Genomic DNA, 25,596 nt, shown 5'->3' with positions numbered 1-25,596 from the left:
GTGAACGGGAATCGACGCGCTCAGAAGCCCAGCCGCCCCAGGAGCTTCGGATCGCGCTGCCAGTCCTTCGCCACCTTCACCCTGATGTTGAGGTAGACCTGGCGCCCGAGCAGCGGCTCGATCTGCGCTCTGGCCCGGAATCCGACCTCGCCGAGTCGGGCGCCCTTCGGCCCGATGATGATGCCCTTCTGGCTGTCGCGCTCCACGAAGAGGTTGGCGTAGATCTCCACGAGCTCCTTGTCCTCGCGCTCGGACATGTCGTCGATCGTGACCGCGATGGAGTGCGGCAGCTCGTCGCGCACACCCTCGAGGGCGGCCTCGCGGATGAGCTCGGAGATGCGCGACTCGAGCCCCTCATCGGTGTACTGGTCGTCGGGGTAGAGCTTCTCCGAGCGCGGCAGCAGGCGGATGAGCTCGCTCGTGAGCACATCGAGCTGGATGCGGCTCGTCGCCGACACGGGGATGACGGTGTCCCAGTCGCGGAGCTCGGAGACGGCGAGCAGCTGCTCCCCCACCTGCTGCTTCGAGGCCGAGTCGATCTTCGTGACCACCGCGATCTTCTTGGCCTTCGGGAACTGGTCGAGCTGCTCGTTGATGTAGCGGTCGCCGGGCCCGATCTTCTCGTTGGCGGGCACGCAGAAGCCGATCACGTCGACATCGCCGAGCGTGGTCTGCACGAGGGAGTTGAGGCGCTCCCCGAGGAGGGTGCGGGGGCGGTGCATTCCGGGGGTGTCGACCACGATGACCTGGCCGGCCGGATCGTGCACGATGCCGCGGATGGTCTGCCTCGTGGTCTGCGGCTTCGAGCTCGTGATGGCGACCTTCTCGCCCACGAGAGCGTTGGTGAGCGTGGACTTGCCCACGTTCGGCCGGCCCACGAAGGTCGCGAACCCGGCCCTGAAGTCGTCCTGCTGGTCGGTCATGCGTTCTCCTCGGTAGGGGGTTCGGCCATTCTGGCGGATGCGTCGGGGTCGCGGTGCACGAGCACCGTGGTGATGCGCTTGCGCCGGCCGTCCACACGATCGGCCGTGAGCACGAGGCCTGAGGCGCGCGTGACCGAACCGGCCACGGCGAGACGGCCGAGCGATTTGGCGAGCAGGCCTCCCACCGAGTCGACGTCGTCGTCGTCGAGCTCGAGGTCGAACAGCTCGCCGAGCTCGTCGACGGGAAGTCGCGCGCTCACGCGGTAGCCGCCGTCGCCGAGCGGCTCGACCTCCACCACGTCGCGGTCGTACTCGTCCGAGATGTCGCCCACGAGCTCCTCGATGAGATCCTCGAGCGTCACGAGCCCGGCGATGCCGCCGTACTCGTCGACCACCATGGCGAGGTGGTTCGACTCGGCCTGCATCTGCCGGAGGGTGTCGTCGACCTTCTTGGACTCGGGGATGAAGAGCGGCTCGCGGGCCAGTTCGCTCACGGGCATGGTGTCGAGCTGCAGAGGGCGCTCGTAGCTCAGCCGGGCGGCGTCGCGCAGATAGAGCACACCGGAGATCGCATCGACGTCGTCGTCGACGACCACGGGGATGCGCGAGACGCCCTTGCTGAGGAAGAGGCCGAGGCCGTGGCCCACGGTCTCGTCGTCGCCGATCGTGACCATGTCGGTGCGCGGGATCATGACCTCGCGTACGACCGTGTCGTTGAACTCGAGGATCGAGTGGATGAGCTCCCTGTCGTCCTCCTCGAGCACGTCGAGCTCGGTGGCCTCGTCGACCATGCTCAGCAGCTGCTCCTCGGAGGAGAACGCTCCCGAACGCGGCCGGCCCGGCGTGACGCGGTTGCCGATGGCCACGAGGGCCCCGGCGAACGGGCCGAGCACCACGCGGGCGATGTGCACGGGCACGGCGCCCCAGCGCACCACAGCACGCGCATGCACACGGCCGACGCTGCGCGGACTCGATCCGACGAGCACGAACGACACCGCCGTCATGACCACGGCGGAGAGCACGAGCGCGATCCACAGCTCGTCGATCGTGAACGCGAACGAGATGGTGACGAGCACGGCGGCCGTGGTCTCGGAGACCACGCGTACGAAGTTCGTGGCGTTGAGGTGCGCGCCGGGGTCGAGCGCGATGGCCCTGAGGGAGCGCTTGGCGCGGAACCGCTCGGCGAGGTCGAGCAGGTCGCTCCGCGAGAGCGTGAGCATCGCCGAGTCGACGGCGGCGAAGAGGCCTCCGAGGGCCACGAGCACGAGGGCCGCGACCAGGAAGAGGGCGATCGTCATCTGCGGCGGCGGCGCTCGTCCATCGCGAAGCCCACCAGGATGTCGCGCTGGATGCCGAACATCTCGCGCTCCTCCTCCGGTTCGGCGTGGTCGAAGCCCAGCAGGTGCAGGATGCCGTGCGTCGTGAGCAGCAGGATCTCCTCGAGGGTCGAGTGCCCCGCGGCCTCGGCCTGGGTCTCGGCGACCTGGGGGCACACCACGACGTCACCGAGGAGGCCCGCGGGGGTGGGCGATTCCTCGGTGCCGGGGCGCAGCTCGTCCATGGGGAAGCTCAGCACGTCGGTGGGCCCGGGCTCGTCCATCCACTGCACGTGCAGCTGCTCCATGGCGGCCTCGTCGACGAGCACGATCGCGAGCTCGGCATCCGGATGCACGTGCATCTCGCCGAGCGCGTATGCGGCCAGCCGCAGCAGAGCCGTCTCGTCCACGGGGATGGACGACTCGTTGTTCACTTCAATGCTCACGGGGCTGTCCTCATCGGTTGTTCCTGGCCATCTGCAGCTGGTCGAACTTGGTGTACGCGTCGACGATCTGGCCCACGAGGGTGTGCCGCACCACGTCGGCGCTCGTGAGCTCGGCGAAGTGGATGTCGTCGATCTGGTCGAGGATGCGCGAGACCACCTTGAGGCCGCTCGACCCTGTCGGCAGGTCGACCTGAGTGATGTCGCCCGTGACGACCATCTTCGATCCGAAGCCCAGCCGTGTGAGGAACATCTTCATCTGCTCGGGCGTCGTGTTCTGGGCCTCGTCGAGCACGATGAAGGAGTTGTTGAGCGTGCGGCCGCGCATGTACGCGAGGGGTGCCACCTCGATGGTGCCCACGGCGAGGAGCTTGGGAACGACCTCGGGATCCATCATCTCGTTGAGCGCGTCGTAGAGCGGGCGCAGATAGGGGTCGATCTTGTCGGTGAGCGAGCCGGGGAGGTAGCCGAGGCGCTCCCCCGCCTCCACCGCCGGGCGGGTCAGGATGATCCGCTCGACCTCCTTGCGCTGCAGGGCCTGGACGGCCTTGGCCATGGCGAGGTAGGTCTTGCCCGTTCCGGCGGGGCCGATGCCGAACACGATCGTGTTCTCGTCGATCGCGTCGACGTACTCCTTCTGGCCGGCGGTCTTCGGCCGCACGGTCTTGCCGCGCGCCGAGACGATCGCCTGACCGAGCATCTCGGAGGGGCTCCGCCTGCTCGCGCTCTCGAGGATGCTGGCCGAGGAGGTGACCTCGGTGGGGGTGAGGTCCTGCCCGTTCCGCACCATCAGGAGCAGCTCCTCCACGAGGCGACGGGCGGCGTCGACCTGGTCGGAGTCGCCCGAGAGCGTGATCTCGTTGCCGCGCACGAGCACGGTGACCAGCGGATAGCGGCGTTCGACCGTGGTGAGCAGCCTGTCCTGCGGACCGAGCAGGCGCACCATCTCGACGCCGTCGATGTGGAAGCTGGCTTCGTCGGACGAAGCGGGTCGTGATTCAGAGTGTGCCAAGTGTGGATTCCTCCAGGCCGCCTGCCAGCACGTGCGCGTGCACGTGGAAGACGGTCTGGCCGGCTCGTTCGCCGGAGTTGAAGATGAGGCGGAAATCGCCGTCGGCCAGCTCCCCCGCGAGGGACTGGGCCATGGCGACGACTTCGGCGAGGAGTGCGGGATCGCCGGCGGCCAGCTCGGCCACGTCGCGGTACTGCTCGGTCTTCGGGACGACCAGCACGTGCACGGGAGCCTTGGGGGCGATGTCTTCGAAGGCGATCACGCGGTCGGTCTCCGCCACGATGGTGGCGGGGATCTCGCGGGCGACGATGCGCGTGAAGATCGAGGGCGTCTCGGATTCGCTGGACATGCCCTCAATCCTACGTTCGCCCGCCGCCTTCACCACCGCCCGAGGGCGACATTGGCGACCGCCAGAGCGGCGGGGCCCGCGGTGGAGGTGCGCAGCACCTCGTCGCCGAGGCGCACGAGCTCGGCACCGGCAGCGGTGAGCGCCTCGAGCTCGCGCGGGGAGATCCCGCCCTCCGGGCCGACGACCAGCAGGGTCGCGCGCACGCCGCCCCTGGGGTCGACGTCGCCGAGGTCGAGTGCGCTGAGCCTCGTCTCGGCCGTGGGCTCGAGCACCAGCACGCGGTGCTGGGCGGCGAGAGCCACGAGGGCCTTGGTGTCGACGGGCTCCTCGACCACGGGCACCCACGGGCGGATCGACTGCTTCGCGGCCTCGCGCACGATGGTGCTCCAGCGCTCGACGCCCTTCGCGATCTTGGGCCCCGACCAGCGCGAGACCGAGCGCTCGGCCTGCCACGGCACCACCCCGGCGACGCCGAGCTCGGTGGCGGCCTGGATGGCGAGCTCGTCGCGGTCCCCCTTCGCGAGGGCCTGCACGAGCACGAGCCGGGGGCTCGGCTCGTCGTGCCGCTCGACCGACTCCACCACGATCTCGAGCCGGCGCGCCTCCGTGTGCGTCACGATGCCGTGCACGAGCAGGCCTCGGCCGTCGCCGATCGTGGTGTGCTCGCCCACGCGCATCCGATTGACGGTGACGGCGTGCCGCGCCTCGTCGCCCGTGAGCTCGACGGTGTCGCCCGTCTCGACGGGCACGACGGCGAGGTCGTCGCGGAGGAACAGCGAGCTCACGAGCGGGTCAGACGTTGAGGAAGCGGTCGCGCAGCTTGGCGAAGAGGCCCTGCTGGAAGTGGCCGAGGCTCGGCGCCGGGTACTTGTGCGCCGCCGCGAGCTGCTTCATGAGCTCCTTCTGCTTGTGGTCGAGCTTGGTGGGGGTGACCACCTGGATGCCCACCCGCAGGTCGCCTCGCCCGTTGCCGCGCAGGTGCGAGACGCCGCGGCCCTTGACCGTGAGCACCTCGGCGCTCTGCGTGCCCGGTTTGATCTCGATCTCGATGTCGCCGTCGAGCGCCTTCACCGTGGTGGTGGTGCCGAGCACCGCATCCCACATCTGCACCTCGAGGGTGCACAGCAGGTCGTCCTCGTTGCGCGAGAACACGTCGTGGTGACGCACCTTCATCTCGAGGTAGACGTCGCCCTGCGGGCCGCCGGCGGGGCCGACCTCGCCCTGGCCGGGGAGCTGCAGGCGCAGGCCCGTGTCGACGCCCGCGGGGATGTCGATGGGGATGGTGCGGCGCGCACGCACGCGGCCCTGGCCCTGGCACGTGGCGCAGGGGTTGGGGATGACGGTGCCGTAGCCGCGGCAGGTGCCGCAGGGGGCGCTCGTGACCACGTTGCCGAGCAGCGAGCGCACGGTGCGCTGGATGGATCCCGATCCGCCGCAGATGTCACACGTGACGGGAGAGGTGCCCGGCTGGCAGCAGCTGCCGTTGCAGGTCTCGCAGAGCACGGCCGTGTCGACCTCGAGGTCGCGGTGGGTGCCGAAGATGACCTCGCCGAGGTCGACCTCCACGCGCAGCAGCGCGTCCTGCCCGCGCTCGGCGCGGGACTTGGGGCCGCGGGAGCCACCGCCGCCCTGGTTGCCGAAGAAGGTCTCGAAGATGTCTCCGAAGCCGCCGAAGCCCTGCGCACCACCGCCGAAGCCCTGCTGGGGGCCGCGGTCGTAGTCGCGCCGCTGACCGGGGTCGCTCAGCACGTCGTAGGCGTGGGTGACCTCCTTGAACTTCTCCTGCGCATCCGGACTCGGATTCACATCGGGGTGCAGCTCGCGCGCGAGCCTGCGGTAGGCCTTCTTGATCTCCTCGGGCGTCGCTTCGCGCGACACACCGAGCACGTCGTAGTGGTCAGCCACCAGGGGCTACTCCTTCGTTCGGGGAATTCGGGGTCCGGTCGAGCAGATCAGCCGGGGCTGCCTGGATCGCCGAGAGTGCGGGAGAGGTAGCGCGCCACGGCACGCACCGCCGAGATGTTGCTCGAGTAGTCCATGCGGGTGGGGCCGAGCACGCCGAGGCGGGAGATGGAGGTGCCCACACCGCTGTAGCCCGAGGCGAGGATGGAGGTCTCGCCGAGGCCGAACGACTCGTTCTCGCGACCGATCGAGACCGTGACGCCGCGCTGGTCGGCCTCCATCTCGCTGAAGAGCCGCAGCAGCACCACCTGCTCCTCGACCGCCTCGAGCACGGGGAGGATGCTGCCGGAGAAGTCGTCTTCGGTGCGCACGAGGTTGGCGGCGCCCGCGATGAGCATCTTCTCCTGCCGGTTGGCGGAGAGCTGCTCGAGCAGGATGGCCACGACCCTGTCGGTGACCGGGCGCTCGGTGGGCGGGAAGCGGTCGCCGAACCCGGCGAGCGCCGCGGCGCCCTCGATGACCGTGAGACCGGCGAGCACCTCGTTGAGGCGGGCGCGGAGAGTGGCGATGAGCCCGTCGTCGAGATCGGCGGGGACGTCGACGACGCGCTGGTCGACGTGCCCGGCATCCGTGATGACCACGGTCATGAGCCGACGCGTGGTGAGGGCGACGACCTCCACGTGGCGCACCCTCGCCTGCGAGAGCGAGGGGTACTGCACGAGCGCCACCTGGTGGGTGAGCTGCGAGAGAAGGCGCACCGTGCGGGCGAGCACGTCGTCGACGTCGACGGAGGAGCCGAGGAAGGTCTCGATGGCGTGGCGCTGGGCCTGGCTGAGCGGCCGCAGGTCGGAGAGGTGGTCGACGAAGAGGCGGTAGCCCTTGTCGGTGGGCACACGACCGGAGGAGGTGTGCGGAGCCGCGATGAGCTCCTCCTCCTCGAGCAGCGCCATGTCGTTGCGGATCGTGGCCGCCGAGACCCCGAAGGAGTGCTGCTCGGCGATGCGCTTCGAACCGACGGGCTCGCGGGAGGCGACGTAGTCCTGCACGATCACGCGGAGGACTTCGAGACTGCGTTCCGACACCATCTCGAACCTCCTCCCTTCGCGGGGGCCCGGTGAGGAGCCCCGATTCGGGATGCGGTTGGCACTCACGCATCCGGAGTGCCAATCATATCCCCACTCGGGGGCTTGCGGGGGCGGACACCCGGGGTCTCAATCATTGCCCAGCGCCAGCCCGAGCGCTATCCTGCCTCTGATACGAGCACCTGCTCCCCGTCTGAAAGGCAACGAGACAATGACTGACCCCAACGCAACGCCGCCGTACGATCCGGCCGCTGGCCAGCCGACGCCTCCCCCCGGCCAGACGCCCCCTCCCGGCTACCAGGCTCCGCCCCCCGGATACCAGGCCCCGCCGCCCGGCTACCAGGCCCCGCCCCCCGGCTACCAGCAGCAGCAGCAGGCCTACCCGCAGGGCGGCTACCAGGGCGCTCCCGTGCAGGCACCCCTCTCCCCCGCGGAGGACAAGCAGTGGGCGATGCTCGGCCAGCTCGGCGGCATCCTCGGCTGGATCCCGCCGCTCATCATCTGGCTGATCTTCAAGGATCGCGGGCCCCTCACCAACCAGGAGGCCAAGGAGTCGCTGAACTTCCAGATCACCGTCGCGATCTTCGTGGTGGGGCTCTACATCATCGGCACCATCCTGGCCTTCATCTTCATCGGCTTCCTGTTCTACTTCCTGGCCTGGGCCGTGCAGATCGTGGGCCTCATCCTCGCGATCATCGCGGGCGTCAAGGTCAACGGCGGCGGCACCTACCGCTACTTCTTCAACTTCCGCTTCATCAAGTAGCGCGAAGCATCACGTCAGGCGGCGCACCACGGCGTCGGCGAGCAGACGGCCCTCGAGGGTCAGCTCGACCGCCCCGTGGAGCGCCGCTTTTCCGTCTATCAGGCCCTCCGCGATGAGTCCGGCGATCTCGCGGCGGGCCTCCGGTGCGAGCGTGTCGACGCGCAGCGCACCGCGCACTCTCGTGAGCAGCAGCACGCGCTCGAGCTCGGCCGTGTCGCCGTCGATCGTCTCCCGGCCGGCGGCAGGTGAGGTGCCCTCCGCCATGCGCTGGGCATACGCGGCGGGGTGCTTGACGTTCCACCAGCGGGTCTCGCCCACGTAGCTGTGCGAGCCGGGGCCGATCCCCCACCAGTCGTGGCCCACCCAGTAGCCGAGGTTGTGGCGTGAGGGCTGCCCGGTCTCGCGGTGCGCCCAGTTGCTCACCTCGTACCAGTCGTAGCCCGCGTCAGCGAGCGTGGCATCCGCGAGCTCGTACATGTCGGCCTGCAGATCGTCGGAGGGCTCGGGCACGACGCCTGTGCGGATCTGGCGGGCGAGCTTGGTGCCGTCCTCCACGATGAGGGCGTAGGCGGAGACGTGGTCGGGGCGGTTCTCGAGCACCGCGTCGAGCGAGCGCCGCCAGTCGTCGATCGTCTCCCCCGGGGTGCCGTAGATGAGGTCGAGGCTCACCTGCAGACCGGCATCGCGGGCCCAGCGCACGACATCCGGGATGCGCGCGGGGTCGTGCGTGCGCTCGAGGGTGGCCAGCACGCTCGGCACCGCCGACTGCATGCCGAAGCTCACCCGCGTGAACCCGGCGTCGGCGAGGGTGGCGAGGTAGGCGGCGTCGACGGAGTCGGGATTGGCCTCGGTGGTGATCTCGGCACCCGGTTCGAAGCCCCACGTGTCGCGAGCGGCTCCGAGCATCTGGGCGAGCTGGTGCGCCGGCAGCAGCGTGGGGGTGCCGCCGCCGAAGAAGACCGTGGAGAGCGGGCGCTCGGCCACCCCTGAGGCCGCGAGCACGCCCTCGGCGAAGCGCATCTCGGCGATGGCCTCGTCGGCGTAGTCGGACTGCTTGGCGCCCCGCAGCTCGGTGGCCGTGTAGGTGTTGAAGTCGCAGTAGCCGCAGCGCACCCGGCAGAACGGCACGTGCACGTAGAGGCCGAAGTCGCGATCGGCCGAGGAGGGGGCTCCGCGCAGCGGGAGCAGCCCGTCGACGGGAGCGGGATCGCCCAGCGGAAGAGCGGAGGGCACGGCCGCCTAGAGCCCTCGCGCGGGCGAGAGCGAGCGGAGGTAGCGGCGCGTCGCGCGGGCCTGCATGAAGCGGAGGGCTGGATAGCCGAGCCGGTAGAACCAGGTGCTCGGGCGAGAGAAGGCGCGGATGACGATCCAGACCGAGTCGTCGGAGAGGTGCTCCACCACGAAGCTCTCCTCCCCCGACTCCGGATGCCCGGGCAGGGTTCCGTAGGCGAAACCGCGGCGGCCGGGCTCCTCCACGAGGTAGACCACCCGCACGGGGGCGGTGAACGTGAACCCGAAGGCCTTGATCGAGAGCACGGCGGTGGCGCCGGGCGAGACGAGCGGGGTGCCGTCTTCGCCGTAGGCCTGCTCGGGGTGGGTGTCGCGCGGGGCCACGGGGTTGCCGTCGGCGTCGTAGACGATGCCCACGTAGTCGGTGTCGGTGGGCGGGGGCAGCTGGATGTCGCCGACCACGATGCCGGAGCCTCGCTGAACGCCCCACGCCATGAGCTTGGCGCTCGCGGTCTCGAAGCGCGCGGAACCCGATCCGATGCGCGCCCGCCGCTCCATCGGGCGGAAGCCCTTCGGCGGGTAGTAGAGCAGGTCGGCCGACTGGGTGGCCCCGATGGCCGCGTAGCTCAGCGGGGCGTCGACCGCGGTCTGCCGAGCAGGGAGTGCGCTCGCCACGGTCACTTCTTGTCTTTCTTCTCGACATCGCCCGAGAGCGCTGCGATGAAGGCCTCCTGGGGCACTTCGACGCGGCCCACCATCTTCATGCGCTTCTTGCCCTCCTTCTGCTTCTCGAGCAGCTTGCGCTTGCGCGAGATGTCGCCGCCGTAGCACTTGGCGAGCACGTCTTTGCGCATGGCGCGGATGGACTCGCGGGCGATGATCCTGGCGCCGATGGCGGCCTGGATGGGCACCTCGAACTGCTGGCGCGGGATGAGTTCGCGGAGACGCCCGGTCATGAGCACCCCGTAGGCGTAGGCCTTGTCGCGGTGCACGATGGCGCTGAACGCATCGACCTGCTCGCCCTGCAGCAGGATGTCGACCTTCACGAGGTCGGCCTCCTGCTCGCCGGCGGGCTCGTAGTCGAGGCTCGCGTAGCCCGCGGTCTTCGACTTGAGGTTGTCGAAGAAGTCGAACACGATCTCGCCGAGCGGCATCGTGTACTTGATCTCGACGCGATCCTCACCCAGGTAGTCCATGCCCTGCAGGATGCCTCGACGGCCCTGGCAGAGCTCCATGATGGTGCCCACGTAGTCCTTGGGCGCCAGGATGGCCGCGTTGACCACGGGCTCCTTGACGTTCATGATCTTGCCGCCGGGGAACTCGCTCGGGTTCGTGACCGTGACGGTCTTCTTGTCCTCCGTGGTGACCTCGTAGATCACGCTGGGCGCGGTGGCGATGAGGTCGAGGTTGAACTCGCGCTCGAGCCGCTCGGTGATGATCTCGAGGTGCAGCAGGCCGAGGAACCCGCAGCGGAAGCCGAAGCCGAGTGCCACGGAGGTCTCGGGCTCGTAGACGAGCGCCGCATCGCTGAGCTTGAGCTTGTCGAGGGCCTCGCGGAGCACCGGGTAGTCGCTGCCGTCGATGGGGTAGAGACCCGAGAACACCATCGGCAGGGGCTCGGTGTAGCCGGGCAGCGCCTGGGTGGCGGGCTTGGCGGCCGTGGTGACGGTGTCGCCCACCTTGGACTGGCGCACATCCTTCACACCCGTGATGAGGTAGCCCACCTCGCCCACGCCGAGGCCCTTGCTCTGCGTCGGCTCCGGGGAGCTCACACCGATCTCGAGGATCTCGTGGGTGGCACGGGTCGACATCATCTGGATGCGCTCGCGCGGGTTGAGGTGACCGTCGATCATGCGCACGTAGGTGACCACGCCGCGGTAGGAGTCGTAGACCGAGTCGAAGATCATCGCGCGCGCCGACGCCGTCGGATCGCCCGTGGGGGCCGGGATCCGCTCGACGACGCGGTCGAGCAGCTCCTCGACGCCGAGACCCGTCTTGCCGCTCACGCGCAGCACGTCGTTCGGGTCGCCGCCGATGAGGCCGGCGAGCTCCTTGGCGTACTTCTCCGGATCGGCGGCCGGGAGGTCGATCTTGTTGAGCACGGGGATGATGGTGAGGTCGTTCTCGAGCGCCAGGTAGAGGTTGGCGAGGGTCTGCGCCTCGATGCCCTGGGCGGCGTCGACGAGCAGGATGGCGCCCTCACAGGCGGCGAGGCTCCGCGAGACCTCGTAGGAGAAGTCGACGTGGCCGGGGGTGTCGATCATGTTGAGCGCGAAGGTGTCGTCACCGAGCGACCAGGGCATGCGCACGGCCTGGCTCTTGATCGTGATGCCGCGCTCGCGCTCGATGTCCATGCGGTCGAGGTACTGGGCGCGCATGTCGCGGTCGCTCACGACGCCGGTGATGCCGAGCATGCGGTCGGCCAGCGTGGACTTGCCGTGGTCGATGTGCGCGATGATGCAGAAGTTGCGGATGAACGCGGGGTCGGTGGAGGCGGGCTGCAGCGCCTTCAGTGATTGGGGACTCACGCATTCCTCTGGGTCGGTCGGACCGGATCGCCGGACGCCCTATTCTGCCACGTCACCCGCGGGGCGGACTCACAGCGTCATGAGTGGAATGGTCGGGGTGTTGTTCGGTTAGATCGACACATGGCCATCCTCCTCACCGGCGCGACCGGATACATCGGTTCCGCAGTCCTCCGTCAGCTCCGCGGCCAGGGCCGCGCCGTCGTCGCCCTTGTGCGCTCCGAGGAGAAGGCGCGGGAGGTGGAGGCCGTCGGCGCCACCGCCGTGCTCGGCGACCTCACCGACCGCGACATCGTGACGCACCTCGCCCTCGACAGCGACGGCGTCATCCACACCGCCTCCCCCGGCGACGAGTCGAGCGCTCCGACCGACGACACCTTCGTCTCCGCGGTCTTCGCCGGGCTCGAGGGCAGCGACAAGCCCTACGTGCACACGAGCGGCATCTGGATCTTCGGGGCCGGCAGCGATCTCACCGAGGAGAGCCCGTTCGCTCCTCCCGCCCTCACCTCGTGGCGGCCGTCCGTGGAGGGGCGGGTGCGCACGGCGGTCGGCATCAAGACCAGCATCATCGCGCCCGCCGTGGTGTTCGGGCACGGGGGCGGCATCCCGAACCTCGTGGCGTCGGCGCCGCAGGTCTCCGACTCGTCCGGTTCGTCTGCACTGTCGTTGATCGGATCCGGGTCGCAGCACTGGACGACGGTGTTCGTCGACGACCTCGCCGAGCTCTACGTGCTCGCGTTCGACCTGGCCGAGGGCGGTTCGTACTACATCGGCGCGAGCGGCGAGAACCCCACGGTGCGCTCGCTCGGGGAGGCGGCCTCCGAGGCCGCCGGGCTGGGCGGTCGGGTCGCGCCGACCTCGGTGGAGGACGTGCACGCACGGCTCGGTGAGGAGTTCGGTGATGCGCTGCTGCTCGATCAGCAGGCGACCGGGTCTCTGGCGCGGATCGATCTGGGGTGGGAGCCGAACGGGCCGACGCTCGTGGAGGAGCTGCGCTCGGGGTCGTACGTGCGCTGAGCTGGTGCCTCGACTCGACTCGCCTCGCCTCACCTCGCCTCAGAGGCGGATGGCGGCGCGCACCTCGTCCGGGGTGAAGAAGGTGCTCGTGCGCTCGACGTCGTGCACGAGTGAGACGAGCGCCTCGTTGATGGGGGCGCGTCGGCCTGCCGCGGCTGCCGCCGCCACGACGGCGCCGTTGAGGTGGTCGATCTCGGTGCGCTGACCGCGACGGATGCTCTGCAGAGTCGACCCCGGGTTGGGCGTCGCCCCCATGCGCCTGCCCATCACGAGGGGAAGCACTTGCGCGAGCGCGCGGGGCAGGCGGCCGACCGCGCGCAGCAGGCGGTCGTCGAGGCCGAGCAGCGACTCGAAGTGCACGCCGGAGGCGCGGGCGACACCGATCGTCTCCTGCATGCTCGCGGTGAGGACCGCGCGCAGGCGGGGGTCGGCGATGGTCTGCTGCACCGAGAGGCCCGTGATGGCGGGGAGGGCGTTGACGTGGTTGACCATGAGCTTGGTCCACTGCGCGCCCTCGAAGTTGGCGGTGAGGCGGGTGTCGAGGATGCCGCGCAGGGTGTCGGCGGCGGTCTCGAACACGGCCTCGGGTGTGTCTGTCAGGCGGCCTAGGTAGGTCGCACCGCCCGTGGTGATGGTGATGCGGCCCGGCTCGAGGAACGAGGCCGCGTAGAGCGCGAGCGCTCCGATGACCGGTGTGCCCTCGAGCTGCTTCGCCGCCGCCTCCGCGCCGCCCAGGCCGTTCTGCACCACGATGAGCGGCACGCCCTCGAGGAAGGGGGCGTTCTCGGCGAGGGCTGCCGGCGCATCCTGGGCCTTGACGGCGAGGATGGCGAGCTCGGGGGTCGCGTCGAGGGCGGCCGTGGCGTGCGGGTGGGCGAGGTGGTCGCCCCAGGCGCCGGTGAGGTGGAGGCCGGTGGTGCGGAGGGCATCGAGCTGGGCGCCTCGGGCTGTGACGGCCACGTCGTGGCCCGCGCGGTCGGCCATGGCGGCTGTGGCGCCGCCTATGGCTCCGGCGCCGATGACGGCGATCCTCATGGGCGGGGCGCCGCAGGGGCGGGGAGGCGGCGGATGCCCTCGAGAAGGTCGGCCTCGGAGGCGGCTACGCAGAGGCGGATCCATCCCTCCCCCACGCGCCCGAACGCGCTTCCGGGGGCCACGGCGACGCGCTGCTCCACGAGGAAGCGCTCCGCCCAGCCGGCCACGTCGCCATCGGTCGCGTGCGAGACGTCGACCCAGAGGTAGAACGCCCCGGTGGGTTCGAGGTAGTGGATGCCGCGCTCGTCGAGCAGGGCCGTCGCCGCTGCGAGGTTGGCGCGGTAGTGCGCCGCGGCCTCGTCGACGTGGTGCTGCGGACCGGTCAGCGCCGCGGCCACAGCGCGCTGGGCCGGGGTGTTGATGCAGCTCACCGTGGCCTCCTGCACCGAGCGCAGCAGCGGGGCGAAGCCAGGCGGCGTGAGCAGCCAGCCCACCCGCGCGCCCGTGAGGGCGTAGGTCTTCGACGCGGAGAAGGCCGTGAGCACCCGCTCCTCGCCGTCGAGGCTCGCCAGGCTCACGTGGGGGCGGTCGTAGCTGAAGCGCTCGTAGACCTCGTCGCTCAGCACCCAGAGGTCGTGCTCGCGCGCGAAGTCGAGCAGGGACTGCAGCGTCGCGCGATCGAAGACGGCGCCGAGGGGGTTCGACGGGGAGTTGACCACGAGCAGGCGTGTGCGATCCGTCACCAGGCGGTGGAGCTCGTCGAGATCCGGGGCGAAGTCGGCCTCGGGGCGCAAGGGGTAGGGCACCGGGGTGGCCGAGGCCAGGTGGGCGTTCATCGAGAACGTCGTGTAGCCGGGGTCGGGGATGAGCACCTCGTCGCCGGGGTCGAGCAGGATGGAGAACGCGAGCGAGAGCGCCTGGGTGGCGCCGTTCGTGACCCAGACCCGTTCGAGGTCGGTGTGGATGCCGTTGCGCTCCGCGACCGTCTTCACGATGGCCTCACGGAGCTCGGTGATGCCGCCGTTGGGTGTGTAGCCCGTGTCGTCGGCGAGCCAGGCATCGGAACCCACCGCGAGGATGTCGGGATCGACGCTCACATCGGGTTCGCCGATGGCGAGGTAGATGACGTCGTCGAGGGAGTGCGCGAGTTCGAAGATGCGGCGGATGCCGGAGGGCGGGACCGAGTCGGTGTGCGCAGCGAGGCGAGGCATGCTCTTCACGGTACCCGTTGCAGCAGCTCGGATTGTTCTGCCGCTCAGGACCTGGTAATGTTGCCTGTTGGCTTACGCATCCATGCGAGATCAGTTGGGTGCAGCGAGTGGCTCTTTCCGCGGCTCGGCCGCAGCGGAGCTTCGCACCGCATTCATCCGAACAGATACAGAGGGTTATTTCCGTGGCAAACATCAAGTCGCAGATCAAGCGCATCGGCACCAACAAGAAGTCTCAGGAGCGCAACAAGGCGGTCAAGAGCGAGCTCAAGACCGCGATCCGCGCCACGCGCACCGCCGCGGCAGCCGGCGACAAGGCGACGGCTCAGACCGCTCTCCTGCTCGCGGGCAAGAAGCTCGACAAGGCCGCGTCGAAGGGCGTCATCCACAAGAACCAGGCCGCGAACCGCAAGTCGTCGATCGCCAAGCTGGTCGACGCGATCTGATCGCAGCACACTCTCGAGAGGGCTCCGCTTCGGCGGGGCCCTCTTTCGTGCGCTCGGCGCCTGCATGCGGTGCGCAGCACCCTGCACCCGCATCCGGATGCTCAGGCGCACCGCCCCCGAATCGGAATGCTAGAGGGTGCCCCGGGACGAGATGATGCCGATCATGCGCTCGAGGGCGAAGACGGGGTCGCGGCCGGCGCCCTTCACGCTCTCGTCGGTCTCGGCGAGCACCTGGATGCTGCGGCCGAGGCCCTCGCCCGTCCACCCCGAGAGGTCGCGGCGAGCGCGGTCGACCTGCCAGGGCGCCATGCCGAGCTGACCGGCCAGCTGGCCCGATCCGCCCCGGGTGCCGAGCACCTTGGCCATGGTGCGGAGCTTCATGGCGAACGCGGCGACGATCGGCACGGGATCGGCACCCGAGGCCAGCGCGTGCCGCAGCAGAGCGAGCGCGTCGCCGTAGCTGCCGCCGATGGCGGAGTCGGCCACGGCGAAGGCGTTGGTCTCGACCCGGCCGGCGTAGTAGCGCTCGACCGTGACCTCGGTGATCTCCTCGCTCGTGTCGGAGATGAGCTGCGTGCAGGCGGAGGAGAGCTCGGCGAGGTCGTCGCTGAACGCCGACACGAGTGCCCGGATGGCCCCGGGTGAGACGCGCTTGCCCGCGGCGCGGAACTCGGCGGAGGCGAACTCGTACTTGTCGGCATCGCGCTTGAGCTCGGTGCAGACGACCTCCTCGGCCACTCCCGCGGCCGCCCGCACGGCTTCGAGCATCTTCTTGCCGCGCACGCCGCCGCCGTGGCGGAGCACCACGTAGGTGTCGTCGGCCGGGAGGTCGAGGTAGGAGATGATGTCGTCGATCAGGGCGTCGGTGCACTTCTCGGCCGAGGTGATCCTGATGAGCCTCGGCTCGCCGAAGAGCGAGGGGCTCGCGAGCGAGAGCAGTTCGCCGGGCGCGTACGACGCGGCGTCGATGTCGCTGATCTCGAGGCTCGGATCCTCGGCCTTCAGGAGGTCGCGCAGCTGACGGATGGCGCGGTCGGCGAGGAACCCCTCGGTGCCGCTCACGAGCACCACCGGGGCGGGGCGGATCTGATTCCACTCCAGCTGCGGGATCGCGATCTTCGCGGTCGCCTTGCTGCCCGCTTTCGCGGTGGACCTGCCGCCTCTCGCGACCGCCATACCGTGCTCCTCGCCCGCTCCGTCGACCAGCCTCCAGCCTACCCGCGACCCCCGACGCCGCGTAGCGGCCACCGCCACCGCCGCCGCCATCGCGGAGGCCGCCGGTCGGGGTGACAGTGCGTGCGCGTCACGGGGGCGCACGGGTCGGAGGGTTCTCCGTCCAGACGGTGAGGTGGGCTGAGGTGCCTGCCAGGGCGATGAGGCCGCCGGTGTCGGTGCGGAAGGTCTCCGTTCCCGCTCGGGCGAGGAGCGCCAGGAGGCTGTCGGTGGGGTGGCCGTAGGTGTTGTCGGCACCCACCGAGATGATGCCGACGCGGGCTCGGAGCGCGAGATAGAGGGCATCGCTCTGGTCGGCGCTGCCGTGGTGGGCGACCTTCACCACGTCGACCTCGGTGGGGGTGGCGGTGGAGTCGAGCGCGCTCTGCGCGAGCTCCCCCAGGTCGCCGAGGAAGAGCATCCGGAGCGGTCCGCTGAACTCCATGATGATGCTCGCATCGTTGCCGACCAGGGGCGTGGCCCGACCGGCGGGGTCGGGTGGCCAGAGCACGTCGAAGCGGTAGCGGCCCAAGGTACCGGTGAGTCCGCGCGAGGCCGGCACGACTTCGGCCCCGTGGGTGCGGAGCGTGTCGAGCAGCCGCTCGTCGGGTGGGCCGTCGGTGGGGCCCACGAGGGCCCGATCCACGCGGCCGAGCACGGCGTCGAGGCCGCCGACGTGATCGAGGTCGTAGTGGGTGAGCACGAGCAGATCGAGACGTTCGATGCCCAGATCCTGCAGGCAGGCAGCGAGCGGCTCCGGATCGGGGCCCACGTCGATCAGTGCGGTGAGGCCTGCGCTCCGCACGAGCACGGCGTCTCCCTGGCCGATGTCGCAGGCGGCGAGCTGCCAGTCCGGCGGCACGGCCCCGTTGCGACCCACGGCGCCACCGGCGAGCGCCCCGGCGACCACCACGGCGCTCAGCACCATGGCGAGCGCCGCAGCGCGCGCGACCCTCGGCTGGGTGCGTCTGCGGTGGAGCGCCACCCCGAGGAGGACGAGCATGAGCACGGCGCCCACCGAGGCCGGCACGCTGTCGGGCAGGTCGATGGCGGCGAGGGGCGCTGCCGCGAAGAAGCGGGCGACCGCTCCGATCCAGGCCGACGGCAGCCAGGGCAGCCACGCCGCGACCTCGGCGACCCCCGGCGCCACGACGGCCAGCAGGCAGACGATGAGGCCGAGCACGCTCACCGCGGCGGCGGCGGGCTCCGCGAGCAGGTTGGCGGGCACCGTGTAGGGCGTGAGCTGAGGTGCGAGGAGGAAGAGGATCGGCTGGCAGGCGAGCTGGGCGGCGACGGGCACCGCAATCGCGACGGCGAGCACCGGGGGCACCCACCGCGACACCAGAGCGGTGAGCGGGCGCGTGAGCAGCAGCAGCCCCGCGGTGGCGAGCACCGAGAGCGCGAAGCCGGCGCTGCGGGCGAGCCACGGGTCGAGAGCGAGCAGCACGACGACCGAGAGGCAGAGCGGCGGGATGCCGGCGGCGGGTCGGCCGAGGGCGAGGGCCACCAGCACGATCACGGCCATGGTGGCGGCGCGCAGCACGCTCGGTTCGGGGGTGACGAGCACCACGAAGAGCACGAGCACGAGGATCGCCACCGCCACCCGCACGCGGCGACGCAGGCCGAGGGCGCCGCCCACCAGCATCACGGCGGCCACCACGATGGCGCAGTTGGCGCCGGAGACCGCAGTGAGGTGGGTGAGGCCTGTGACGGTCATGGCGTCGCGCAGGTCGTCGGTGACCTCGGTGTCGTCGCCGATGGCGAGGCCTGTGAGGAGGTCTGCGCCGTCGCCGGGGAGCTCGGAGGTGGCTTCGCGGAAGGCGTCGCGCATGCCGTGGGCCCAGGCGACGCTCCACGGAGGATCCCCGACCACCTCGAGCCCGCCCCGCGCGAAGAACAGGAACTCCCTAGACTCCCCCGCCTCCACCGGCGTCAAGGTGCCCCGAGCGCTCACCCGCGCCCCGATCGCAAGCCCCCCACCCGCCGATCCCGGCGCCGATGCCAGGCCCACCGATGCCGATTCCAACGAAGCCATCGATGGTGCCGATGCCGCCGATGCAGATCGTGCCGACAGTGCCGACGTATCGAGTGTCGCGAAGACGAGCGTGGGCGAGCGCGCGGACACCGAGCGTCCACCGAACGAGAACCCCTCCAGCGAGGCCTCCACCATGACCCTGACGGGCAGGGCGACACTCCCCGCACCGCCACCACCACCAGCACCGGCACCTCCGGGAGCGCCAAGGGTCGGCGCGTCGGTCTCGTCCACGGTGCCGGTGATGGTGAGGATGGCGGTGCCGGTGCGCGGGCCGGGCAGATCGAGGGCCGGCGGGTGCCGCAAGTGGCCCAGGGCGACCACCGACGTGCAGATGAGCGCTGCAGATGCGGCGGCCAGGGCGACACCGGGGAGCAGCACCCGCCACACGCCACGCGCCCGAGACAGCCCTCCCAGGTGAACCGATCTCGGGGGTCTTGGCGCAAGACTGGCCACCGCGAAGGGTGGATCACGGCGGCCGACGACTGGCTCGCGGTGACCAATGGGTGGGTTGCGGTGACTTATAGGCGGGTCGCCGTGGTTGATGGGTGGGATGCGGTGGGTGATGGGTGGGTTGCGGTGACCTATAGGCGGGTCGCCGTGGTTGATGGGTGGGATGCGGTGGGTGATGGGTGGGTCGCGGTGGCTGGTGGGTGGGGTGCTCCGGCTGGTGGATGGGGTCGCCCTGCGGATGCAGAGGAGCGCGAGGGTGAGCGTGACGAGCCAGGCTGCTGCGGCGGCGGGGGCCGCGAGGGGTGGGGCGCCGATGAGTGCTAGCGCCGTGAGCCAGGCTGCGACCGCGGGAGGTGCGAGTCGGAGGTCGAGAGGCACGGCGTGAGCGCTCAGACGGTGACGAGGGGGCGGAGGGACTCGAGGGTCTTGTCGCCGATGCCCGTGATCTGCAGGAGGTCGTCGACCGAGCTGAACGGCCCGTTCTCGTCGCGCCAGGAGATGATGCGCTCCGCCATGGCGGGGCCGATGCGAGGCAGCGTGTCGAGGTCCAGTGCCGTGGCAGCGTTCAGGTTGATGAGCACACCGGCCGCACCGCCACCCGCTCCACCACCGCTCGCGCCCCCACCAGACCCGCCGCCGACTGAAGCACCAGCACCACCGGATCCACCGCCACCGCCAGCAGATCCACCGCCGCCAGAACCGCCGCCCGCGCCTGAGCCAGGGGCCGCCACCGGTGGGGTCTCCCCTACCGCGAGCACACGCACTTGCTCACCGTCCACGAGAATGCGCGCGAGGTTGAGCGAGGATTGGTCGGCCGTCTCGGTGAACCCACCCGCGAGCGCCACCGCATCCACCGCCCGCGATCCCTCCGCGAGCTCGTAGACACCCGGCCGGGCCACCGCCCCGAGCAGGTGCACGAGGATCGACGCCCGCGACCCACCCACCTCCGCCCCAGCCGTGTCCCCAGCGACGGACCCACCCTCTCCCGCTGGAGCAACCCCCGTCGCGCCCGGAGGGATCGCCGAGGCAGGTGGAGACCCAGCGGGGCCGGATCCAGCCTGGCCGGATCCAGCGGGGCCTGTTTGAGCGGCGTCGGAGCCCGTGGAGCCGGGCTGAGTGGGGTCGGAAGCGAACACCGTGGTCGCCCCCACCGGCGAGAGCGCCGTGATGAGCACCGACGCCACCAGCGCGAGCACGACGAGCACGATCGCGGCACCGATGGCGATCCTGCCACGGGCGGACGGCGCCGCGCGGTCCGGATCCGGAGGCGGCTCGTTGCGCGCATCCGCTGGGCTGGCCGGGAGGGATCCTGATCGTGACATGGCGCCACTGTAGGAATCTCCGGCGCGACAGCATGGCGTATCCGCAGATCTGGGGAGAGAACCACTCTCCCCAGGGGCGGTGCCGGAGAAGATCGTGCCGGAGCAGACCCTGCCGGAGCAGACCCCTCCGGAGACCGTGCCGGAGGAGACTCTGCCGCAGGAGCCCCTACGACGGAGCCTCTACGACGGAGCCCCTGCGGAAGAGCCGCTACGACGGAGCCCCTACGAAAGAGCCCCTACGACGACGGCCGGGTCACGAAGTTGACCAGCCGCGGCGCACGCGCCACGACCGTCACCACCGTGCGATCCCCGATCGACCGCGTCACCGACGCCAGCTCGCGCGCCGCAGCCTCGAGGGCAGCCCCGTCGATCTTCGGCGACACCTCGATGCGGTCGCGCACCTTGCCGTCGACCTGCACCACAGCGGTGACGGTCTCCTCGGTCAGCAGCGACGGATCCGCCCCGCGCCAGCGGTAGTTGGCGATCGAGGGCTCGTAGCCGAGCCGCTCCCACATGTCCTCCGCCGTGTACGGCGCGAACAGCGACAGCCCGAGCGCCACCGTCTCCACGGCCTCCCGCACGGCGGGGTCGCCGCCACCGGGGCCGGAATCGATGGCCTTGCGCGCCGCGTTGACGAGCTCCATGAGCCGCGCCACCACCACGTTGAACTTGAACGCCTCGATGAGCCCTGGCGCCTCGGCGAGGAAGCGGTGCGTCACCCGACGCAGCGCACGATCCCCGTCACGCCAGTTGACCGACGGCGACGACGTCACGTCGCCCACGAGCCGCCACGCCCGCGCCAGGAACTTGGCCGAACCGGCCGGCGAGACATCCGCCCAGTCGATGTCGTCCTCCGGCGGGCCGGCGAACGCCATGGTGAGGCGCACCGCATCCACACCGTGCTCGTCGAGCTGGTCGGAGAGCTTGACGATGTTGCCCTTCGACTTCGACATCGCCGAGCCCTCCATGAGCACCATGCCCTGGTTGAGCAGCGCGCTGAACGGCTCGGTGAACGAGACGTACCCGAGGTCGAAGAGCACCTTGGTGATGAAGCGGGCGTAGAGCAGGTGCAGGATGGCGTGCGTCACGCCGCCCACGTACTGGTCGACGGGCGCCCACTTGTCGACCTCGCGCGGGTCGAAGGCCTTCGTGTCGTCGTTCGGTGAGAGGAAGCGGAGGAAGTACCACGAGCTGTCTACGAACGTGTCCATGGTGTCGGGGTCACGGCGAGCCGGCGATCCGTCGACCGGGTTCGGCACGTTCACCCAGTCCTCGGCGCCACCGAGCGGCGACGTGCCCTTGGGCGTGAGGTTGAGACCCTCGGTGGGCGGCAGCAGCACGGGCAGCTGGTCCTCGGGCACGGGATGCTCGGAGCCGTCTTCGCCGTGGATGATCGGGATGGGCGTGCCCCAGTAGCGCTGCCGCGAGATGAGCCAGTCGCGCAAGCGGTAGTTCTTGGCCGGGCGGCCCGTGCCCGCCTGCTCGAGCACCTCGATGATCTTGCGGATCGCGTTGGACTTCGAGAGCCCGTCGAGCGATCCGGAGTTGATGAGACGGCCCTCGCCGGCGAGCGCAATGCCCGTGGTGCCGGGGTTGAGGTCTTCGAGCTCGGGCAGGTCGTCGGGGTCGAGCACGGGGATGACACCCGTGACGGGAGCCAGCGTGTCGACCACGACCCGCACCGGCAGGCCGAAGGCGCGCGCGAAGTCGAGGTCGCGCTGGTCGTGGGCGGGCACGGCCATGACGGCGCCGTGGCCGTAGTCGGCCAGCACGTAGTCGGCGGCCCAGATGGGCAGGCGCTCACCGTTGACGGGGTTGATCGCGTAGCGCTCGAGGAAGATGCCCGTCTTGGGGCGGTCGGTGGCCTGGCGCTCGGTCTCGGACGACTTCTGCACGTCGGCGAGGTACTTCGCGAAGCGCTCGCGCACCTCATCCGACGAGCCGTTGGCCACGAGCTCCTGGGCGATCTCGGAATCGGGGGCGACCACCATGAAGGTCGCACCGTAGAGCGTGTCGGGGCGGGTGGTGAAGACGGTGACGGGGAGCTCGCGGCCCTCGATGGCGAAGTCGACGTCGGCGCCGATGGAGCGGCCGATCCAGTTGCGCTGCATGGCGATGACCTTCGACGGCCACGTGCCCTCGAGCTGCTTGAGGTCGTCGAGCAGGCGGTCGGCGTAGTCGGTGATGCGGAAGTACCACTGCGTGAGCTTCTTCTTCACCACGACGGCGCCCGAGCGCTCGGACGTGCCGTCGGCCAGCACCTGCTCGTTGGCGAGCACGGTCTGGTCCACCGGGTCCCAGTTGACCCAGCTGGCCTTGCGGTAGGCGAGGCCCTTCTCGTACATCTTGAGGAACAGCCACTGGTTCCACTTGTAGTACTCGGGGTCGGAGGTGTGCAGCACGCGGTCCCAGTCGAAGCTGGTCGCGTAGCGCTTCATGCTCGTGCGCTGCTGCTCGATGTTGTCGTAGGTCCACTGGCGCGGGTCGAGGCCGCGCTTGATGGCGGCGTTCTCGGCGGGGAGGCCGAAGGAGTCCCAGCCGATGGGGTGCAGCACGTTGAAGCCCTGCTGGCGCCAGTAGCGCGCGATGACGTCGCCCAGCGCGTAGGCCTCGGCGTGGCCCATGTGCAGGTCGCCGGAGGGGTAGGGGAACATGTCGAGCACGTACTTGCGGGGGCGTTTGTCGCCCTCGATGTCGGTGCGGAAGGGCTTCTGCTCCTCCCAGATCGGCTGCCACTTGTTCTGGATGCTCTGGAAGTCGTAGCGCTCGGCGCCCTCGTCGTCGCGCGACTCGGGGGCAGACGTGTTCTCGGTGACCACAGGACTCTCATTCGTTGCGTGCGCAGCGTCTCACACCGGTCGGCCGGCGGGGGTCGTGGGGTGAGGTGCTCGGAACGGCGCGCGAGGCGCACCAGGAGACAACAGTACTAAACGTTCGCGCGTTCCCGGCGGGGGCCGCTGTCCGGCACCCTTGCTGCCGGGCGTTCCTCCGGCTCGGGGCTGCGCGCGCCGAGCACCGCGAGCAGGGCCGACGCCTTCACCCGGGTCTCCTCCACCTCGTCCCAGGGCTCCGACAGGGCGGTGATGCCTCCGCCTGCCCCGACGCTCGCACCCGATCCGTCGATCACGATGCTGCGGATGACCATGGCGAGGTCGACGGCGCCGTCGAGGGAGAAGTACCCGAAGGCTCCCGAGTAGATGCCGCGGGGCGCCGCCTCGAGCTCGGCGAGGCGGCGCACGGCGCTCCGCTTGGGCGCGCCCGTCATGGATCCGGCGGGGAAGCACGCCTCGACGGCGTCCAGGCCGGTGCGCCCCTCGGCGAGTGTGGCCTGCACGGTGCTCACGAGCTGGTGCACCTGGGGGTACGTCTCCACCTCGAGCAGCACCGGGACCGCGACGGTACCGAGCGCGGCGACCTTCGAGAGGTCGTTGCGCACGAGGTCGACGATCATGAGGTTCTCGGCGCGTTCCTTCGCGCTCGCCGCGAGCTCTCGGGCGAGCAGGGCGTCCTCCACCGGGCCTGCGCCTCGGGGGCGGGTGCCCTTGATGGGTTTGCTCGACACCGTTCCATCGGCGGTGACGGCGAGGAACTGCTCGGGCGAGGCGCTCAGCAGGGCCCGCTCCCCCACCTTGAGGTAGCCGCCGTGGTGGGTGGGGCTGAGGGTGCGCAGTCGGAGGTAGGTGGAGAGCGGATCGGGCCGCACGTCCACGCGGAACTCGTTGGTGAGACAGAGCTGGTAGGCGTCGCCGCGGGCGATGGTGGCCTTGCACGCGTCGACGAGTGCGGCGTAGGCGCGGTACTTGTGGCGCGGCCGCGCCACGAGCGCGGGCGCCCCGACGCCGGCCCCGGCCCCGGCCCCGGGCGACGGATGCGCGAGCTCGTCGACGGACAGCGGATGCGCACCGGTGTCGAGGGGCGAATGTGTCGTGCGGCGGGTGAGCGAGGTGATGAGCGCTTCGATGCGGTCGAGCCACGCGGCCGCATCCGGATCCCGGAGGGTGAGGAGGGTGACTTCACCGGTGGCGTGGTCGAACTCGACAGCCCTGTCGACCCGGAGGAGCATGGCGGCATCGGGTCCGACGGAAGCGCCATCGGGGAGGCCGAGCTCGTAGGACAGCCACCCGACCCAGCCGAGGTGGAAACGAGGGCCGTTGGGTGCAGTCGGAAGGGATGTCGGCTCGGGCGAAAGGGGTTCCGGCTCGGGCGAGAAGGGTGCCGACTCGGGCGGGAGGGGTGCCGGCTCGGGCGGGAGGGGGCCGAGGTCGGCTAGGAGGGCGCGGAGGTCGGCCCAGGAGCGGCAGGGGTGCACTGCCGCGGGGACGCCGAGGTAGCTGCGGCCCGTGGTGGCCGTGGGGCCGCTGTCGAGCCAGAAGGCGTTCTCGGCGTCACCGGCGAGCGCCTGGAACACCTCCGCCGGGTCTGCCGCGACGGCCAGAGGGCGTCGGATGAGCGTCGGCGGCACTGTACTAGCGTAGATCGTGCAATCGACGGAGGGAGCGCGCGTGGCCGAGGCCCCAGCGACCTTCGTGTGGCGAGACGGTGCCCTCGTGGAGCGCCCGCTCGAGGCGCATCGTGCCCTGCTCGTGGCCGACTCCTTCTTCGTCTCCGCCGAGGGGCGGGCACGGGCGCTCGAGACCCACCACGAGCGCTTCCGCGCGGGCATCGCCGAGAGGAAGCCATCGAGCGGATCGCGCGAGGTCGAGCGCGCCGCCGCGGGGCTCCCCGCATCGAGCGTGCTCGCCGACGTCGCACCAACGTGGCCGGCTGCCGAGGTTGTCGATGCGTTCTGGGGGGCCGCGATCGGGCGGCTGCGGGCGTACCGCGGTGCGGCGCTCTTCCCGCGGGTGGAGCTCGCGGCGCTCGAGGCCGACGGCACCCCCGAGCTGCGGCTGCGGGTGCGGGTGGCGCCGAGGCGGCGCGAATCCGCCGTGCTCACCACCCACGTCGGTGCCGACCCCCGCCGCGTGCCGCGCGTGAAGGGGCCCGACCTCGAGCACCTCCTCTCGCTGCGCGCCGCTGCGCAGGAGAACGGCGCCGACGAGGTCGTGCTGCTGCACGACGGCCTCGTGGTGGACGGCTCGAGCTCGGCGGTGCTGTGGTGGCGCGGCGAGACCCTCGCAGCCCCCGCAGGCGACCTGGCGCGGGTGTCGAGCGTGACGGCGAGGAGCATCCGGCTGATCGCCTCGGCCACGGGCACCCGTGTCGTGGAGGAACGGGCCCGGCCTGCGGATCTCGAGGGCTGCGAGGTGTGGGTGGTGAGCGCGCTGCACGGCATCAGCGTGGTCGACGCGTGGATCGACGGCCCCGTCGTGGTGGTGCGCCCGACCCGCGCGGCCACCTGGCAGAAGCGCCTCGAGGCCCTCGCCCGCCCCCTCTAGCCTCCGCG

General features: G+C 70.6%; 22 protein-coding genes. 4 read left to right on the top strand and 18 right to left on the bottom strand.

What is annotated here, in order from left to right; all coding sequences use genetic code 11:
• Positions 1-20: 20 nt before the first annotated feature.
• Genes era through hrcA form a run of 8 tightly spaced genes read right to left on the bottom strand, consistent with a single transcriptional unit; the run spans position 21 to position 7,030 of the window.
• On the bottom strand, positions 21-923 hold the full coding sequence (gene era / locus ACEXQC_RS14200; RefSeq protein ID WP_374823536.1) for a GTPase Era: 903 nt from the start codon (positions 921-923) through the stop codon (positions 21-23).
• Entirely contained in the window at positions 920-2,221 is a 1,302-nt protein-coding gene (locus tag ACEXQC_RS14195) for a hemolysin family protein (protein ID WP_374823533.1), read from the bottom strand. The genes era and ACEXQC_RS14195 overlap by 4 nt, the downstream gene beginning before the upstream one ends.
• A complete protein-coding gene (gene ybeY, locus ACEXQC_RS14190) occupies positions 2,218-2,685 on the bottom strand; it encodes an rRNA maturation RNase YbeY (RefSeq protein WP_374823530.1) in 468 nt (155 codons plus the stop codon). The genes ACEXQC_RS14195 and ybeY overlap by 4 nt, the downstream gene beginning before the upstream one ends.
• Before the next feature lie 10 nt (positions 2,686-2,695).
• Positions 2,696-3,628 carry a PhoH family protein gene (locus tag ACEXQC_RS14185; protein WP_374823667.1) on the bottom strand — a complete coding sequence of 311 codons (933 nt, stop codon included), beginning with the start codon at positions 3,626-3,628 and terminating at the stop codon, positions 2,696-2,698.
• A gap of 52 nt (positions 3,629-3,680) precedes the next feature.
• Complete coding sequence (locus tag ACEXQC_RS14180; protein WP_374823526.1) at positions 3,681-4,043, bottom strand: histidine triad nucleotide-binding protein; 363 nt, start codon at positions 4,041-4,043, stop codon at positions 3,681-3,683.
• A 29-nt stretch (positions 4,044-4,072) separates the two neighbouring features.
• Entirely contained in the window at positions 4,073-4,828 is a 756-nt protein-coding gene (locus tag ACEXQC_RS14175; RefSeq protein WP_374823523.1) for a 16S rRNA (uracil(1498)-N(3))-methyltransferase, read from the bottom strand.
• A 7-nt stretch (positions 4,829-4,835) separates the two neighbouring features.
• On the bottom strand, positions 4,836-5,948 hold the full coding sequence (dnaJ, locus tag ACEXQC_RS14170; protein ID WP_374823521.1) for a molecular chaperone DnaJ: 1,113 nt from the start codon (positions 5,946-5,948) through the stop codon (positions 4,836-4,838).
• Positions 5,949-5,995: 47 nt separating this feature from the next.
• Positions 5,996-7,030 (bottom strand): heat-inducible transcriptional repressor HrcA, encoded by a 1,035-nt coding sequence (gene hrcA, locus ACEXQC_RS14165; protein WP_374823518.1) that lies wholly within the window; start codon positions 7,028-7,030, stop codon positions 5,996-5,998.
• A gap of 208 nt (positions 7,031-7,238) precedes the next feature.
• Between hrcA and ACEXQC_RS14160 the strand changes: the two genes are divergently transcribed.
• Entirely contained in the window at positions 7,239-7,790 is a 552-nt protein-coding gene (locus tag ACEXQC_RS14160) for a DUF4870 domain-containing protein (protein ID WP_374823515.1), read from the top strand.
• 9 nt (positions 7,791-7,799) lie between these two features.
• Here the strand turns inward: ACEXQC_RS14160 and hemW are convergent, their stop codons facing one another.
• Genes hemW through lepA form a run of 3 tightly spaced genes read right to left on the bottom strand, consistent with a single transcriptional unit; the run spans position 7,800 to position 11,548 of the window.
• Entirely contained in the window at positions 7,800-9,023 is a 1,224-nt protein-coding gene (gene hemW, locus ACEXQC_RS14155; protein ID WP_374823512.1) for a radical SAM family heme chaperone HemW, read from the bottom strand.
• A 6-nt stretch (positions 9,024-9,029) separates the two neighbouring features.
• Positions 9,030-9,695 carry a DUF1990 domain-containing protein gene (locus tag ACEXQC_RS14150; RefSeq protein WP_374823509.1) on the bottom strand — a complete coding sequence of 222 codons (666 nt, stop codon included), beginning with the start codon at positions 9,693-9,695 and terminating at the stop codon, positions 9,030-9,032.
• A gap of 2 nt (positions 9,696-9,697) precedes the next feature.
• Positions 9,698-11,548 carry a translation elongation factor 4 gene (gene lepA / locus ACEXQC_RS14145; protein WP_374823506.1) on the bottom strand — a complete coding sequence of 617 codons (1,851 nt, stop codon included), beginning with the start codon at positions 11,546-11,548 and terminating at the stop codon, positions 9,698-9,700.
• Between the two features lie 120 nt (positions 11,549-11,668).
• Here lepA and ACEXQC_RS14140 point away from each other — a divergent pair, with 120 nt between their 5' ends.
• On the top strand, positions 11,669-12,562 hold the full coding sequence (locus ACEXQC_RS14140; RefSeq protein WP_374823503.1) for an NAD-dependent epimerase/dehydratase family protein: 894 nt from the start codon (positions 11,669-11,671) through the stop codon (positions 12,560-12,562).
• A gap of 39 nt (positions 12,563-12,601) precedes the next feature.
• Here ACEXQC_RS14140 and ACEXQC_RS14135 read toward each other — a convergent pair whose 3' ends face one another.
• Positions 12,602-13,597: a ketopantoate reductase family protein gene (locus ACEXQC_RS14135; RefSeq protein ID WP_374823500.1), complete on the bottom strand. Its 996-nt coding sequence runs from the start codon at positions 13,595-13,597 to the stop codon at positions 12,602-12,604.
• Positions 13,594-14,748, bottom strand: a complete 1,155-nt coding sequence (locus tag ACEXQC_RS14130; protein ID WP_374823498.1) for a pyridoxal phosphate-dependent aminotransferase — start codon at positions 14,746-14,748, stop codon at positions 13,594-13,596. The genes ACEXQC_RS14135 and ACEXQC_RS14130 overlap by 4 nt, the downstream gene beginning before the upstream one ends.
• Before the next feature lie 182 nt (positions 14,749-14,930).
• On the opposite strand from ACEXQC_RS14130, the gene rpsT reads away from it, so the two are divergent.
• Positions 14,931-15,191 (top strand): 30S ribosomal protein S20, encoded by a 261-nt coding sequence (gene rpsT, locus ACEXQC_RS14125; protein ID WP_374823495.1) that lies wholly within the window; start codon positions 14,931-14,933, stop codon positions 15,189-15,191.
• Between the two features lie 129 nt (positions 15,192-15,320).
• Here rpsT and holA read toward each other — a convergent pair whose 3' ends face one another.
• The 5 genes from holA to ACEXQC_RS14100 form a co-directional block, all read right to left on the bottom strand.
• Positions 15,321-16,367 carry a DNA polymerase III subunit delta gene (gene holA / locus ACEXQC_RS14120; protein WP_374823492.1) on the bottom strand — a complete coding sequence of 349 codons (1,047 nt, stop codon included), beginning with the start codon at positions 16,365-16,367 and terminating at the stop codon, positions 15,321-15,323.
• A 127-nt stretch (positions 16,368-16,494) separates the two neighbouring features.
• Entirely contained in the window at positions 16,495-18,816 is a 2,322-nt protein-coding gene (locus tag ACEXQC_RS14115) for a ComEC/Rec2 family competence protein (protein ID WP_374823489.1), read from the bottom strand.
• Positions 18,817-19,277: 461 nt separating this feature from the next.
• Entirely contained in the window at positions 19,278-20,210 is a 933-nt protein-coding gene (locus ACEXQC_RS14110) for a ComEA family DNA-binding protein (protein ID WP_374823486.1), read from the bottom strand.
• A 236-nt stretch (positions 20,211-20,446) separates the two neighbouring features.
• Positions 20,447-23,029 carry a leucine--tRNA ligase gene (gene leuS, locus ACEXQC_RS14105; RefSeq protein WP_374823483.1) on the bottom strand — a complete coding sequence of 861 codons (2,583 nt, stop codon included), beginning with the start codon at positions 23,027-23,029 and terminating at the stop codon, positions 20,447-20,449.
• A 107-nt stretch (positions 23,030-23,136) separates the two neighbouring features.
• Entirely contained in the window at positions 23,137-24,672 is a 1,536-nt protein-coding gene (locus ACEXQC_RS14100) for an anthranilate synthase component I family protein (protein ID WP_374823480.1), read from the bottom strand.
• A 40-nt stretch (positions 24,673-24,712) separates the two neighbouring features.
• Between ACEXQC_RS14100 and ACEXQC_RS14095 the strand changes: the two genes are divergently transcribed.
• Positions 24,713-25,588, top strand: coding sequence for an aminotransferase class IV (locus tag ACEXQC_RS14095; protein WP_374823477.1), 876 nt, complete (start codon positions 24,713-24,715; stop codon positions 25,586-25,588).
• The last annotated feature ends 8 nt before the right edge of the window (positions 25,589-25,596 follow it).

Origin of the sequence: Herbiconiux liukaitaii (genome assembly GCF_041927495.1) — a bacterium.
Lineage (GTDB): Bacteria > Actinomycetota > Actinomycetes > Actinomycetales > Microbacteriaceae > Herbiconiux > Herbiconiux liukaitaii.
This window is presented reverse-complemented; position numbering and strand designations above follow the sequence as displayed.

Bases quoted from the DNA above. Each gene is read 5' to 3' on its own strand.
- era (WP_374823536.1), bottom strand. From the start codon at position 923: ATGACCGACCAGCAGGACGACTTCAGGGCCGGGTTCGCGACCTTCGTG.
- ACEXQC_RS14195 (WP_374823533.1), bottom strand. From the start codon at position 2,221: ATGACGATCGCCCTCTTCCTGGTCGCGGCCCTCGTGCTCGTGGCCCTC.
- ACEXQC_RS14185 (WP_374823667.1), bottom strand. From the start codon at position 3,628: ATGGTGCGCCTGCTCGGTCCGCAGGACAGGCTGCTCACCACGGTCGAA.
- ACEXQC_RS14180 (WP_374823526.1), bottom strand. From the start codon at position 4,043: ATGTCCAGCGAATCCGAGACGCCCTCGATCTTCACGCGCATCGTCGCC.
- hrcA (WP_374823518.1), bottom strand. From the start codon at position 7,030: ATGGTGTCGGAACGCAGTCTCGAAGTCCTCCGCGTGATCGTGCAGGAC.
- ACEXQC_RS14160 (WP_374823515.1), top strand. From the start codon at position 7,239: ATGACTGACCCCAACGCAACGCCGCCGTACGATCCGGCCGCTGGCCAG.
- ACEXQC_RS14140 (WP_374823503.1), top strand. From the start codon at position 11,669: ATGGCCATCCTCCTCACCGGCGCGACCGGATACATCGGTTCCGCAGTC.
- ACEXQC_RS14135 (WP_374823500.1), bottom strand. From the start codon at position 13,597: ATGAGGATCGCCGTCATCGGCGCCGGAGCCATAGGCGGCGCCACAGCC.
- ACEXQC_RS14130 (WP_374823498.1), bottom strand. From the start codon at position 14,748: ATGCCTCGCCTCGCTGCGCACACCGACTCGGTCCCGCCCTCCGGCATC.
- holA (WP_374823492.1), bottom strand. From the start codon at position 16,367: ATGGCGGTCGCGAGAGGCGGCAGGTCCACCGCGAAAGCGGGCAGCAAG.
- ACEXQC_RS14110 (WP_374823486.1), bottom strand. From the start codon at position 20,210: ATGTCACGATCAGGATCCCTCCCGGCCAGCCCAGCGGATGCGCGCAAC.